This is a genomic window from Cytophagia bacterium CHB2, assembly GCA_030263535.1.
In the GTDB taxonomy this organism is placed as follows: Bacteria; Zhuqueibacterota; Zhuqueibacteria; order Zhuqueibacterales; family Zhuqueibacteraceae; genus Coneutiohabitans.
On sequence record SZPB01000181.1, the window covers coordinates 1 to 12,633 of the forward strand.

The window sequence follows — 12,633 nt, forward strand, 5'->3', positions numbered from 1 at the left end:
CCTTGAATGTTGGAAGGAAAGAGATTTTTTCCGGAAACCGGAATTCCCATCTGGAAAATGGCGCGCATCAGTACCAAGTTTGAGCTTTGGCTGCCGGTGCCATTGGCGGTCGCAACGTGAATATTGAAATCGTTGACAGTAGCTTTGCCATTTTGCGGAACAGTCGGGGGCAGGTGTTGAACAGCAGTCTCCACAATACTCCTCTTGACTCAAGTTCAAATTGAAGGAATTAGGTTTTATCTGAAGCACTTGAAACGTTTTGAACCGCAACGGAGCAAAGAAAAAATCGGCGCTGAAGTCGAAGGCGGAATCGTAATCAAGTGATAGCGAGAAATATACGCCCCGTGCAGGCAAAAAATCAAATTCTTTCTTCCAGAAATGGAAAACGATGCCGCAACGCGGCGGGCGCATTTATGCCGGCGCCGGTCAACGCCGCTTGCAACTGCAAGGCATTGGCGAGCGCCTGGCCGTTGGTATAATTGTTGAAAACGGCATAGCAGGCCGAGGTTTGCCCAAGCAGGGTTTTTATGTTGGCAGCGATGGTCGCCAAGTCCGCCGCAGAATAAATATAATCATGGCGCTGATCGCGGCTTGCGTTTGCTTCCAGCCAGGTGGCTTGATTGCGCCCGTCAAAACGCAAATAGGCAAGCCGGCTGGGCGCTTTTTGATTGAATATAAACGATCGCCCAAACCGCGGCTGATCGACATGCGCAATGCTGGCGCCGCTGTTCAACAAATCCTGCTGCGCCCCGGCCTCTTGCCAGGAATGATGATGCAATTCGATCACGAACGGATAGCCCGCAAACGCATCTGCCAGCCCCAATATCCAATCTTGATTTGCGCGAGATTGGCGAAACGCCGGCGAAAAAGGCGCGATTAATGCGCCCAAACGCCTGCTCTGTACGAATGGTTCGAGGCCGGCTTTGAATTGGTGGACATCTGTTTTGAAGTTGGCCGAATGTTCACGCACGAGTTTTTGCCACAAGCGCACGGTAAAGCGAAGCCGGAGATTGTCTTTCGTCAAATCGAGCCATTGTTGTGCGGTTTTGAGATCGAGCGGTTGATAGAAACTCGAGGAGATTTCAATGAGGTTGAACGCGCGCGCCAGAAACGCAAGCACGCCGTTGAAATTTTGACTTGCGAGCAATGGCAGCAGGGCCGGGTCTTGCCAGCCAGCAATGCCGATAAAAAGATTTTGAGGAACAGCTCGAGAGGGCGGCAAATCCATGAGTCTTGAATTTTGAGTTCAGGGTTATTGCGCCACTGGCAAGCGCCAGGGCAATGGCAAAACGTGATGGTGTTCAGTAATAATATCCCGTCATGATGCACATCTCATTATCCTCGGCGGAGAATCCGAAGCGCAGCGCAAACGGTTTGTCGTCGTTCACGTAGGTGCCTTCATAGCGCAATCCATCGCCTTGAGGAATCACCAGCGGCGGATTGAAGTAAACCGTGTGTGGATTGTCCCACTCCAGGTTCTCATAAACCGTTTCGCCGATTTGATTGTTTTGGATGCGAGAAATCTTAAAGCGTTTTCCGTGCCGGTGCATGTGAGATGATAAAGCGATGACATGCGTTTCGCGTCCGGCAATCCAATTCGCGCCTTCGGTTTTGGTCGCGCCCGGCGGAATATCGATAAACAAATTGTTCTCAAAAAGAACTTTGGCCCTGTGTATCACGCTGCCGGCCGGCGCGCGGTAGAAGTTCACATAGACTTCCGCCTTCAAGCTGGATTTGCCGTTGGTATTGACAAAATGAGAATTCAAATCAAAAGTCACATTCGTGGGCAACGGAATGCCGACGCCCTCGGGAAACTCTATTGTGATCTCCGGCGTTTGCGTGCCGCCCACAAACTCGCGATTCAAAATGCCCTCAAATGACGAAGGCAGGCGCGGGTCGAAGTCGCGAATGCCTGCCGGCGGCGGTGGACCGGTTTTCCAGCGATACACAATAAAATGGTGACTGCCCTCGGGCTGTTTGATGACGATGCGATTTATCGTGTAATCCGCCGGCAAATCCACGTTAACGGTGGAATAAATTTCCCGCTCTTTTCCTGGTTCAATATAAAACGGGCCGACGCTTACTTGAAAACCCTCGTCCGGAGGCGGCGCTGCCGGCGGCACAAAAGCCGGTTCCGATTCCGGCGGCGCGGTGTAGAGATTGGGCGCGTCCGCAACATGCGCAGTCTCTGATGCGCCGGCTTTGATCCATGCGCGCATGGCGTCGATCTTGATGCTCGACAAACCCGAGGTGCCCCACGGCATGAGGCTGCCCTCGTTCGGACCTGTGCCGGTCAGTTTCTTCATCAAGAAACTTGAGTCCGGTTTGCCGGGCATGACGCGCTGCCAGCGCTTTGCTCGGGCTTGCTCATTGGCAGGATCGACGTTGACGAGATTGGCATAGCTCTCGCCCGCAACTAAAGAAAGGCCGCCCGCGCGTGTTTGCGTCGAATGGCATGAACTGCTGCTGCAACTGGCATCGAAGACTTGCGCTTGAATCATCGCGAACGTGGCGTCACTGGGCGCCTCCGGCTGGGCCGGCTGATTTTTTTTAGTGCAACTGATCAAGCCAGCGGCAAACAAATAGAGCATGGCAACAAACAAAACGCGCATGGTGTTCTCCGCATGAAAGCGATTGCAGAAGATATTTTGCATCAAAGCCGAGGGTGTGCAGCCTCGAGCAACTTCTGGTAATCTTCCTCGGTGTTGACATTGAAGAATGACCGCAGCGCGGGATCGATGCCGCGCAATTCCGCCTCCGGCACAATGCGCACGCGCGCCTGTGCGAGCCATGCCGTCATGCGAAGCGCATTCTGCTGAAGCTGCTGTTCGATAAACGGCAAGCAAGCTTTGGTGTAAACCGCGCACAACGGCTGCAGGCGATCATGCGCAAAAGGAACAACGGCGTCGAATCCTTCGAGTTTGTCGATCAGGTTGCGCACCAAAGCCGGCAGCAACAAAGGCATATCGCACGCGCATACAAAATTCACCGGCTGGTTTGATTGCCGGAGGCCGGCATATAAACCGCCAAGACTGTTTTTGCCGGGGAGAATGTCATGAACAATGCGCACAGGCAGAGAGGTGAAATCATGCTGCGGCGTTGTCACGAGCAACACCTCTTGACAAACGTCCTTCAAATTCGTGACCAGCGTTTCGATGAAAGTCATGCCTTGCCAGGGCAAAAAGGCTTTCGCGCGCCCCAGCCGGCTGCTATTTCCGCCCGCCAAAATGAGAGCGGCGCTGTTGAGAATCAAAGGCATGCTCGACGAGGGGATGATTCATTTCTGTGACTGCACCCGGACTTCTTCAAATGTCAAGAAGACATCATCGAGAATAAAGCAAACGGCATTGGCGTTTTCGCCGAGCGTTTGCAGGAACGCAAGATCCGCCGCCTCATCGCGAATATGCCAGGCAACCGTGCCGGATTTGATGACGCTGCCGGTGTCTGATGTTTCTGTGAGATATTTTTCGCCGTTCGGAAATTCCAGCACCAGAAATGCGCGCGGCTCCGGCACACGTTTGCCCTCCGCAGCCATCAACCCGGCCAAATGCTTGCGCCGTTCTTCCTCGGGCACAGAAAGCGGAAAATCAAACGGATTCACGCTCAGCGTTTGCCACGGTATCGAGATACTGCCGGCAGCAGTCGGCTCGTCCGCTCTCGGCAAGCGATAAGCGCCAACCTGGATGGCATTCATTTTGAGAATATATTTGCTGTGATCTTGCAGAAACTCCAAGGAATTGATGGCAACCGCGGGCGTGCGCGGCGCTGCAACGGTTGTCACAATTGCCGTTGCGGTATCCGGGGGCGCAAGACTCACGCGTTGTTTTGGTTCCAACGCCCCGCGCCCTCCCAATAGGAACCACACGATCGCCGCGCCGGCGCCCAGTTTCAACAGCGTCTCCATCTCGCCTCCTTCCGCACATGAGCGTTTGATCACCGCGTTTTTCGGATCGAACTTATTCTAACCCGAGAACGGGAGATAAGCAAGAATAATTCTCTGGAATCAATATTTTTCATGAAAATTGCGCCGGCAAAAACTCATTGACATTCCTGAATATTATGCTAGATTGACTTGCACGTCGTTCGAGGAGGTTGCGTCGATGATACATAATTTTTTCGAGAGACAGCGACAGTGAAGGCATGACGATCCGGTTGTGCCTTTTTGTTTTTGTAGGTATGTGTAATGGCTGATAGGCATAAAAAGATCGAACCGGTCGCAGCAGATGCCGTCCGTCGGGCGACCGTGGCGGGAAAATTCTATCCGGACCATCCGCAATTGCTGCGGCAACATGTGCAAGAAATGCTGGCGCAAGCGGCAGTCAAACCCGCGTCTGCGCAACTTTTGGCGGCCATTGCGCCGCACGCCGGCTATCGTTACTCCGGCAACGTGGCGGCACATACGTATGCACGCTTGCGCCATCAGCATGTTGACACCGTGATTTTCATCGCGCCGAGTCATTGGGAACGCTTTCCGTTTATCTCGATTTTCACCGGGCAAAGCTTTCGCACGCCTTTGGGGGATTTGCCGGTGGCAACAACAATTGCCGAACAACTTCTGCACAAGCACGATTATTTCATGTCAGCCTGGCATGGCCATCGCACTGAAGAATCTCGCGGAGAGCATGCGATTGAGGTGCAATTACCCTTCTTGCAGGTGGCCCTGCCGGATTGCGCGATTGTGCCGATTGTGATGGGCGAACAATCCTGGGAATTGTGCGAAGCCCTGGGCCTGGCTTTGGCGGAAATGGCCGCAAAAACGCCATTCGTGATGGTCGCGAGTTCGGACCTTTCACATTATCACGAGTATCACGAAGCGCGGCGTATTGATGCTTATTTCATGCAATTGTTGCAAACCCTCGATCCTGCACGGGTTTTTGAAGCCTTGCACTCGCGCGTTTGCGAAGCCTGCGGCGCAGGCCCGATCGTCGCCGCGATGATCGCCGCGCGTGAACTTGGCGCGGATGACGCCGAGATTCTTTGTTATCAAAACTCCGGCGACTCCGGCGGTGATTACGAAGCGGTGGTGGGTTATGTCTCCGCCACGCTTGAACGGATGAACAGGGCCGGCAATTCGTAGTCGGGTCCGCTGATTTGTATGAGTATCTTCTCGAGGGGGCGAGGCTTTTTTATCCCGTCTGTGCGAAGCGTTTCATCTCGAAGCCTCGCAATTTCTGCAAAAGAGGTCGAATCATGTTGACCCGTTTGCAAAAAGATTTGTTGTTGAAATTGGCGCGCGATGCGGTCGCTGCGCATCTGCGCGGCGAACCCGCAGCCGCGGCTGCTGATGGCGTTTTGGAAGAACTGCAAAGTCTACGCGCCGGCGTTTTCATCAGCCTACATCGCGGCGAGGACTTGCGCGGCTGCATCGGCAATATCGAACCGCAAACCCCGCTTCCCGAAACCGTGAAGGCGATGGCAGTGGCCGCGGCCTGCAGTGATCCGCGCTTCGAGCCGGTGTCGGCGGATGAGCTTGAGCAGTTACGCCTTGAAATTTCCGTGATCACGCCGTTGCGCGCACTGGTTTCGCTGGAAGAGTTCCGGCTCGGCGTGCATGGCCTGATGGTGCGGCTGGGCAAGCGGCACGGCTTGTTGTTGCCGCAAGTTGCCCGCGGCCGGCAATGGGATGTTTATACGTTTCTGCGGCATGTTTGCCGGAAGGCCAATTTGCCGGAAGATGCCTGGCAGAATCCCAAAGCCGAGCTGTTTTACTTTGATGCCGAGGTTTTTTCAGACGATTTGTCATGACGCCCGCGCGCGGGCGCTCTGCACGCCGCCATTCGATTTCCAATCGAAATGACCTACCGCATTCGCACAACCGCTGACTGGCTCAGGCTGGAAGAACAATGGCTCGCGCCTTATGCGCGCCGCAATCGCGAGGCGCACGCCACCCGCCTGCACCCCGAGCCGGAGCACGAGTATCGCGTCGCCTTTCAACGTGATCGCGACCGCCTGGTGCATGCGCGCGCATTCCGTCGCTTGAAACACAAACGCCAGGTGTTTCTCATTACCGAAGGCGATCATTTCCGCACGCGTATGACGCACACGCTCGAGGTCGCGCAGATCTCGCGCACGATTGCGCGCGCGCTGGCCTTGAATGAAGACCTGGTCGAGGCCATCGCTCTGGGCCATGATCTTGGCCACACGCCGTTTGGCCATCTCGGCGAAAAAGTTTTGGACGACATCCTGCAAGGTCGCGACACGCTGGACGATTCGTTGCCGGGCCGTTCGTATGGCGGCTTCAAACACAATTATCAATCTCTCCGCGTTGTCGATCTCCTCGAACAAAAATATGATTTCCCCGGGCTTAATCTCACCGCCGCGGTGCGTGAGGGCATTCTCAAACACACGCGGTTGAAGCGCGGCCAATATGCTTACCCTGATTTTAACACCAACGGTTTGGCTTTCGAGCGGGAGGTTGCGACCACGCTGGAAGGCCAGGTCGTTGCGGTTGCCGATGAAGTGGCGCAACGCACGCATGATTTCGAAGACGGTTTGCGCGCCGGCCTGGTTTCACTGGAGGAAATTCAAACCCTCGAAATTGTGCGGCGCGTGGAGCATAGCGAAAACCTCGGCGAGCAGCGGCGCAACAATCATTATCTGTATGACAATCGTTTAATCAACGGTTTGATTCATCTGCTGGTCAGCGATCTCATTTCCGAAGGCCTGCGCCGCTTGCAAACCTTTGTGCGCGAACCTGCGGGCTGCCCCCGGTTTGACGAAGAAATCATTCGTTTCAGCGCCGGCGTCGATGTGATGCAAAACGAATTAAACAAGTTTATTTATCAACGCATCATTTTCCGTCCGGAAGTGCGCTATGCCGATGAAGAAGCGCGCGAAATGCTGCGCGCCCTTTTCCGGCTGTATTTGCAGGATGCCAGCTTGATTCCGGCAACCGCCCAGCTTTTTGCCGCTATGCCGCACAATCATGCGCCGGCGGAGCGTGCGCGTGCCATTGCCGACTTCATTGCCGGCATGACGGATAATTTTGCCATTGCCGAATTCCATCGCTTGCGCGAACTCGGCCTGCCCGTGCCGGAAGTTGATTTGTATGCCTTGCGCCGCGGACGAAGAGGCAAGCCGCCTCTCGCGCCATCATGATCCTCCGGATTAAAGAACCCCACGGTTTTTAATTCGTTGGGTTTTTCAATCCGCTGGAGAATTTTTTAAAGTTTGACACCGTCCCGTGCGACGAATTTCGAAATTTCAACTTGTCTGAAAATTGGCGCAGACAATTGCGATTCTAGTACACGGCCGCCTTGTAAAACCTCTCAACCTTGTCATCTCAGAAGGGATCCTGTGAAGTTTTTAGCTATACTTCACAGGATCCCTGGATGACATTTCATAAGAAATCACTCCTGCAAATTAGGGTAACGCATACTGTAGTATCGTCCGGGTGCGCCGCAATTCCTGGTTTTCTGCAGATATTCCTTCCTCGCATGCCATGTTATTTTGAATGTAACTAACAGCTAACAAAATCCGCAGCGCCTAGCGTTGGTATCTATTTACTGCTGAGCAGATTGCGTGTTAAAGCAGGCGTTGATGATTTTTTCGAACCGGCATGAATGTTTGGCGATTTTACATCAATATTGCAGGGCTTTCACTTTTGTTAAGCCTGGCAGCATTTGGGTCTGTGTTTGCTCAAGCAAACACAGAGTCCGTGATTGAAATGCGAAATGCCTTTCAACAATTAAACTATGCTGCGGCAAAAAAGGCCGGTGAACAAGCGTTGCAGAGCTGGCAGCATTTGACGCCGCAGCAAGTGATTGAAGTGCATCAAGTGCTTGGCGTTATTGCTTATAGTGAAGGTGATTTTTTTGAATCCAAAGCGCAATTCGAGCAGGCGTTGTCGCTCGAGCCGAATCTCAAATTGGATTCGCTGTATGTCTCGCCGAAGATTCATCAATTTTTGGCGGAGTTGAAAAACAACCTGGCGATGGGCAACGGGCATAATCATGTCAGCCAGCGTTATCTCGTCGTGCCGGATCCCCGGCCGCAAGCTGCGCTGCGCTCCCTGCTCATTCCGGGGTTGGGACAGATGTATAAAAACCAAAAATCGCAGGGCCGCATTTTGATGGCGGCGGCGGGCGCGGGCCTCGTCGCGACTGCCGCCCTGCACTTGCGCCGGGAAAAAGCGCGCGAGAATTATTTATCCGCAGCAACGATTGCAAAAGCGGAAGCCACGTATCGGCGCTATAACACGCTCAATCGTGCGCGCAATCTTTCCGCCGTGCTCACGAGCGGCATTTGGATTTATTCTTTTTTTGATGCGCTGACCTCGTTGCCGGAGCAACCTCGCCCGGCAGTGGGGGGCGTGCCGTTACCGGAAACAGGGACTGTTGCCGTCGGCTTGAGTTGGCAGATCAGTTTTTGAACTGAGAAATCTCATTACAACCACTGGGAAAGTTTTTCCCACAATATTTGGCTCAGACACACCTCGCCAACAGCAGTTCCTCCGGTAAGACAAAACAATTCAAGCAACTAACCGATTACATCATTGTCGCGTTTCGGCCAGGCCTTATGGCACCGCCTTTGCGTAAGATTGCGCTGTCAACGTGTGATGAAATCATCAATGCACACGCTCTCTGCTCATGTTGTGCTTGACGATAGATGGATGGAGTCAAGAAATTCGAATAACGGACGGACTCCCATCATGATTCAGGACGAAGATGCTACAGGAAACCACGATATGAAAATCTCGATGTTCAAGAAATTTGCTGTTATTTTGATTGTGCTCTTGTTGGCGGCCGGCAGCCAGGCTGTCCCGCCTGGCGGAACGTTCGACACCAAAACCAAAATCCGCATCGAAAAACACGGCATTTGGGTGGAATCAGAAATTTCGCCGCAGGCGCTGTTGACGGCGTTGCCGGCCCTCGATCAAAATGCGGATTATCGCCTCGATGAGGCCGAGCTTTCCGATAACAGCAATGCGATTCTGCGATATTATGCAACCTATGTAAAGCTCGAATCCGAAGCGCGCCCCCTGGCGGCGGACAGCACCTACTTTGCATTCCGCTCACCCGCTTCTCCCGATGCCGTGCCCGACCGCTTTTTTATTTATCATTGGTACGCCGTGCTGCGCCATCCCGAACGTTTGAAAATTTCCAATCAGTTGTTCACGGAATTGCCTTCCGCCCAGACGGCGCGGCATCACGGCGCGTTAATCAGCCGTGAAAATGTTTTGAATTTTAAGTTCCCCGGCGCTGTCGAGGACGAGAAGCCGGTCGCTGCGGCAAGCGCGGCGGTGTTGTTCGAAATCTCCTCAGACGGCCGTGCGAAGCTGGTTTCGCCCGACAATAAAGTCGCACAAGCCGGCTATGTCTGGGTCGGTGTCGGCCTGGGCGGGTTGCTGCTGTTGCGTCTGGCTTCCGCCGCGCGTGCGCGTTGGGGACGCAAAGAGCAGCTCGAAGTGGTTGAAGAAGAAGAGGAGGAGATGGAAGAGAGTCCCGTGTACAGTTGATGCCACCTCTCATGTGAAACTGGCAGCCGCCAGTTCATGTTTTGACTATGGGTGGAATGCGGACAATGGTCGCCGCAAATCGGCGCGCCGGCCAGGAAGGGCTTTCGCGCAGTTGTGCCGCGCCACAGTAGTGCAGTGCCGACATTCTGATTGCAATATCAAAAGCCCCGAGCATGCGGTTGATGCCCGGGGCTTTTGATTTGGAACGGTTGGTTTCAGAGAGCGCCTTCTGCGGGTTTTTGTTGGCGCTAGCGCATCAATATCATTTTTTTCTTCGCCCAGAAATTGCCAGCCTGCAATTCATACAGATAAACGCCGGATGCAACGTGCTTGCCGAGGTTATCTTTGCCGTCCCAATTCAATTTGAATCGTCCGGCTACTTGCTGCGCATCGATCAACGTTCGCACCAGTTGCCCGGCCAAATTGTAAACCTCGATTTTGATTCGACCCGCTCTGAAATAGTCATTTGAGATTTTGAACGATCCGTTGAGTGATTGTTTTGAAAATGATGTTTCCAAGTTGTTACGTTGACTCAACGACCAAAGAAGGAAACCTTTAAGAACTCGAAGTACTCCCATTGTGGAGGCGCCAAGGTAATTCCTAATTATCCAAAGGCGCCGCAAATTTCTACACCATTGTTCCCTCAAATAAAATCTGCGATTCGAATAAATATAACGACAACAGTCTTCAATTTGTCTTCGCGCCGCATTGTAGCGCATTCAACTCGCGTTCGATTTGTCCATCATCTTCATCTTTTGCCAGCCATCGAAAGCAATCAAATCTCCAGCACCGATTACTTCCTTCTTTTTCTGATATCTCAATGTAATCCAGAAACCAGCCCGGCTTCTTTTTGGAGCTATCGTGCCGGATACGCAATTTTTCAAACTCTCCTAAATATTTTGTGCGAAATGCGAATATATCCGTATTATTTCTCTCGAAATTATTTTCCGCATTATCCAATTGAAATTCATCGCTCTTCCCATTTTTTCCCCACAGTATAACATAAACTTTCGCATCCGTTCCCGCGTCCTCTATGCTGCCAGTTTTTACCCTAATTTCATAGGCCATTGACTCTGGAGCTCTTGGACGGATAACGATGCCCAGAATTTTGCTGTTGGCTTCGTCGGTTTCGCTAACTTGTAGATTCACATCTGCAATGGCCTCGGTTTGAAATGGCCCGCTATTGTTGTAGATGAATTCAAACGCAAGTGAACTCGACTGTTGAGCATGCAGGCCGGAAACCGGCTTGGTTAACCCCGCGTGCCCAGGGTAAGGCCGCCACATAACAACGAAACTTCCAGCGGGGCCCGGGCCCGCGTTTTCAACGACAACGCTCGCTCGCATTGTTTGGTTAACTTCGGCTTCTGGTGGATCAAAAGTGATATCTCTTATCCACAAATCTGCTTTTACTGGAGGAACAACATTGATGGTAAGCGAACTCGTGTTGTTGGCTTCATTCGATTCATCCACAGCGTTTTGCGCATCAACGGTCGCTTCAGAAGCAAACGCGCCAGTGTTGGAATAGGCAAATTCAAATGCAACTGTCTTTGACTCTTCACTACTCAATTCCGAAATGTCCTGCGAGAAACCTGGATGGCTCTCGAACGGCCTCCAACGCACTGAAAATCTTGCGGCAGATTTTTTGCCTAGATTTTGCACGGTGAGATTAGCTTTCACATTCTTTTGCGGTTCAGGTGACGGAGGTGAAACGCTAAAGTTGGTGATTACCAGGTCTGGCTTCTGGTTTCCTGGTTTTATCCATGGAGGACACGCCGTTAAGCACAGCGACGCAATTACTGCAAAGGTAATTTGGGTCTTCATGTCTTTTCTCTTTAGGTTTAGGATCAGAGACTGCATTGTCTTTGAAAGCTTTGAGAGATCGATGAGAGTGAAGCGGCGAGGAATCTTATTAAAAGTCAGATTCCCCGCTGCCGTAAGGGCTGCCATCCTATTCCGACCAGCAAAACAACGAATTTTCAGGTCCCCTCGGATGGAACCGGACAAATGGATTCGAGAGCTGCAATAACTGTTTCCAATGCTTTGCATGCCTGCTTGAGCCCAGGCACAAACTTTAGCTTACAGACAATTGACTGCACGGTTTTGAGTACCGGCATAACCTTTCTGACATGCCCACAAACGTCAAGCCCCATAGCTTGGAACGATTCTTTTTCCAAAGCCTTGACCTGGTCTAGAGCTTTGTCTCCTAGGGTATCGAGTTTCTCGAATTCCGCTGCGTCAACATTAAATTGTGTGGTCATAAAAGTACCTCCGATCTTTGGGTTAATAAGATAGAAAATAGATTGATTGAACACTGGTGCGGCAAATTACCAAAAAGACCAGCGCAAAATCTTTCACGTATGTCGCAAAGTTTTTAACTTATGTTGCATTGCTGTCATTTCAAGTGTGATGCCAGCGGAAGGGAGGAATGAGATAGGCGGGATAAGTCAAAAGAAAAACTTTAGCTTAAGCCAAAGCAGCATTGCGGGCTTGTGAGACAACACACCCCGAGAGGCTTATGAATAATTGGAAAGAATTTATGAACGTTTTTTTATCAAGAGGTTGGATTGACGAAGATTTGGAAGAGATACCCTCCCAATCCCAAATTATTGAAAGATCATCCTATCGCTTTTAAACAGGCTTCACATACTCCTTCGGACTGCAGCCGAATTGATCATGAAAGCATTTGGTAAAATAGGCCTGGCTGCCGAAACCGACTTGATAGGCAATCTCCGCCACCGTGCCCGCATCTTTTTTGAGCAATTCTACCGCGCGCGCCAAGCGCATGGAGCGAACGAACTGACTCGGCGATTGGTCCGTGAGCGCGCGCAGCTTGCGATGAAGCTGTGAGCGGCTCATACCCACCTGCCTGCCCAATTCCTCCACTTCAAAGTTATCGTCACTCAGATGTTCTCCAACCACCGCCTTCACTTTGTTGAGAAAGACTTCATCTCTCGGCGTGATGGCGATGTCCTGCGGCTTCAAAACGATTTCACGGCTAAAACGTTCGCGCAATTGCCGGCGTTGTTTGATGAGATTATGCACCCGCGCCAGTAGCTCTTTGGAATCGAACGGTTTGATGAGATAATCGTCTGCGCCGGTTTCGAGGCCGTGTACCTTGCTCTCGCTGTCCGCTTTCGCGGTGAGCATGATGATAGGCACGTGGCTGGTCTTTTCGT

The 12,633-nt window shown here is 52.2% G+C and carries 13 protein-coding genes; 5 read left to right on the forward strand and 8 right to left on the reverse strand.

The genetic code is table 11. The features are described from left to right. The 5 genes from FBQ85_17050 to FBQ85_17070 all read right to left on the reverse strand — a co-directional run. The coding region (locus FBQ85_17050) for a 2-oxoacid:acceptor oxidoreductase subunit alpha (protein MDL1876855.1) at positions 1-194 on the reverse strand (194 nt) is incomplete at its 3' end. Positions 195-358: 164 nt separating this feature from the next. After that, positions 359-1,228, reverse strand: coding sequence for a DUF72 domain-containing protein (locus FBQ85_17055; GenBank protein MDL1876856.1), 870 nt, complete (start codon positions 1,226-1,228; stop codon positions 359-361). Positions 1,229-1,301: 73 nt separating this feature from the next. Beyond that, positions 1,302-2,792, reverse strand: coding sequence for a hypothetical protein (locus FBQ85_17060; protein ID MDL1876857.1), 1,491 nt, complete (start codon positions 2,790-2,792; stop codon positions 1,302-1,304). Next, positions 2,654-3,259 carry a molybdenum cofactor guanylyltransferase gene (locus FBQ85_17065; GenBank protein ID MDL1876858.1) on the reverse strand — a complete coding sequence of 202 codons (606 nt, stop codon included), beginning with the start codon at positions 3,257-3,259 and terminating at the stop codon, positions 2,654-2,656. Before FBQ85_17065 ends, FBQ85_17060 begins: the two co-directional genes overlap by 139 nt. Before the next feature lie 18 nt (positions 3,260-3,277). Next, a complete protein-coding gene (locus FBQ85_17070; GenBank protein MDL1876859.1) occupies positions 3,278-3,904 on the reverse strand; it encodes a hypothetical protein in 627 nt (208 codons plus the stop codon). Between the two features lie 279 nt (positions 3,905-4,183). On the opposite strand from FBQ85_17070, the gene amrB reads away from it, so the two are divergent. From amrB to FBQ85_17095, 5 genes are all read left to right on the forward strand, one after another. After that, the gene (amrB, locus tag FBQ85_17075) at positions 4,184-5,077 is read left to right on the forward strand and encodes an AmmeMemoRadiSam system protein B (GenBank protein MDL1876860.1); all 894 of its coding nucleotides are present in this window, start codon (positions 4,184-4,186) and stop codon (positions 5,075-5,077) included. A 113-nt stretch (positions 5,078-5,190) separates the two neighbouring features. Beyond that, positions 5,191-5,745 (forward strand): AmmeMemoRadiSam system protein A, encoded by a 555-nt coding sequence (gene amrA, locus FBQ85_17080; protein MDL1876861.1) that lies wholly within the window; start codon positions 5,191-5,193, stop codon positions 5,743-5,745. 48 nt (positions 5,746-5,793) lie between these two features. Beyond that, positions 5,794-7,098 carry a dNTP triphosphohydrolase gene (gene dgt, locus FBQ85_17085; GenBank protein MDL1876862.1) on the forward strand — a complete coding sequence of 435 codons (1,305 nt, stop codon included), beginning with the start codon at positions 5,794-5,796 and terminating at the stop codon, positions 7,096-7,098. Between the two features lie 568 nt (positions 7,099-7,666). Further along, complete coding sequence (locus tag FBQ85_17090; GenBank protein MDL1876863.1) at positions 7,667-8,371, forward strand: hypothetical protein; 705 nt, start codon at positions 7,667-7,669, stop codon at positions 8,369-8,371. A gap of 315 nt (positions 8,372-8,686) precedes the next feature. Further along, positions 8,687-9,457, forward strand: coding sequence for a hypothetical protein (locus FBQ85_17095; protein MDL1876864.1), 771 nt, complete (start codon positions 8,687-8,689; stop codon positions 9,455-9,457). Between the two features lie 248 nt (positions 9,458-9,705). Here FBQ85_17095 and FBQ85_17100 read toward each other — a convergent pair whose 3' ends face one another. The 3 genes from FBQ85_17100 to FBQ85_17110 form a co-directional block, all read right to left on the reverse strand. Next, positions 9,706-10,176, reverse strand: coding sequence for a T9SS type A sorting domain-containing protein (locus FBQ85_17100; GenBank protein MDL1876865.1), 471 nt, complete (start codon positions 10,174-10,176; stop codon positions 9,706-9,708). Continuing rightward, entirely contained in the window at positions 10,145-11,503 is a 1,359-nt protein-coding gene (locus tag FBQ85_17105; protein MDL1876866.1) for a hypothetical protein, read from the reverse strand. Before FBQ85_17105 ends, FBQ85_17100 begins: the two co-directional genes overlap by 32 nt. A gap of 582 nt (positions 11,504-12,085) precedes the next feature. Further along, a partial coding sequence (locus FBQ85_17110; GenBank protein MDL1876867.1) for a helix-turn-helix domain-containing protein occupies positions 12,086-12,633 on the reverse strand: 548 nt, incomplete at its 5' end.